Genomic DNA, 255 nt, shown 5'->3' on the forward strand with positions numbered 1-255 from the left:
CTTTTCGCCTTTCCCTCACGGTACTGGTTCACTATCGGTCAGTCAGGAGTATTTAGCCTTGGAGGATGGTCCCCCCATATTCAGACAGGATACCACGTGTCCCGCCCTACTCTTCGAGTTCACAGCAAGTGTGCTTTCGTGTACGGGACTATCACCCTGTACCGTGCGACTTTCCAGACGCTTCCACTAACACACAAGCTGATTCAGACTCTGGGCTGCTCCCCGTTCGCTCGCCGCTACTGGGGGAATCTCGGT

General features: G+C 54.9%; 1 rRNA gene. It reads right to left on the reverse strand.

What is annotated here, in order from left to right:
- Positions 1-255 (reverse strand): 23S ribosomal RNA (locus tag KW829_RS23100); the annotation flags it as partial.

Origin of the sequence: Enterobacter sp. ENT02, from assembly GCF_019219165.1 — a bacterium.
Classification (GTDB): domain Bacteria; phylum Pseudomonadota; class Gammaproteobacteria; order Enterobacterales; family Enterobacteriaceae; genus Enterobacter; species Enterobacter mori.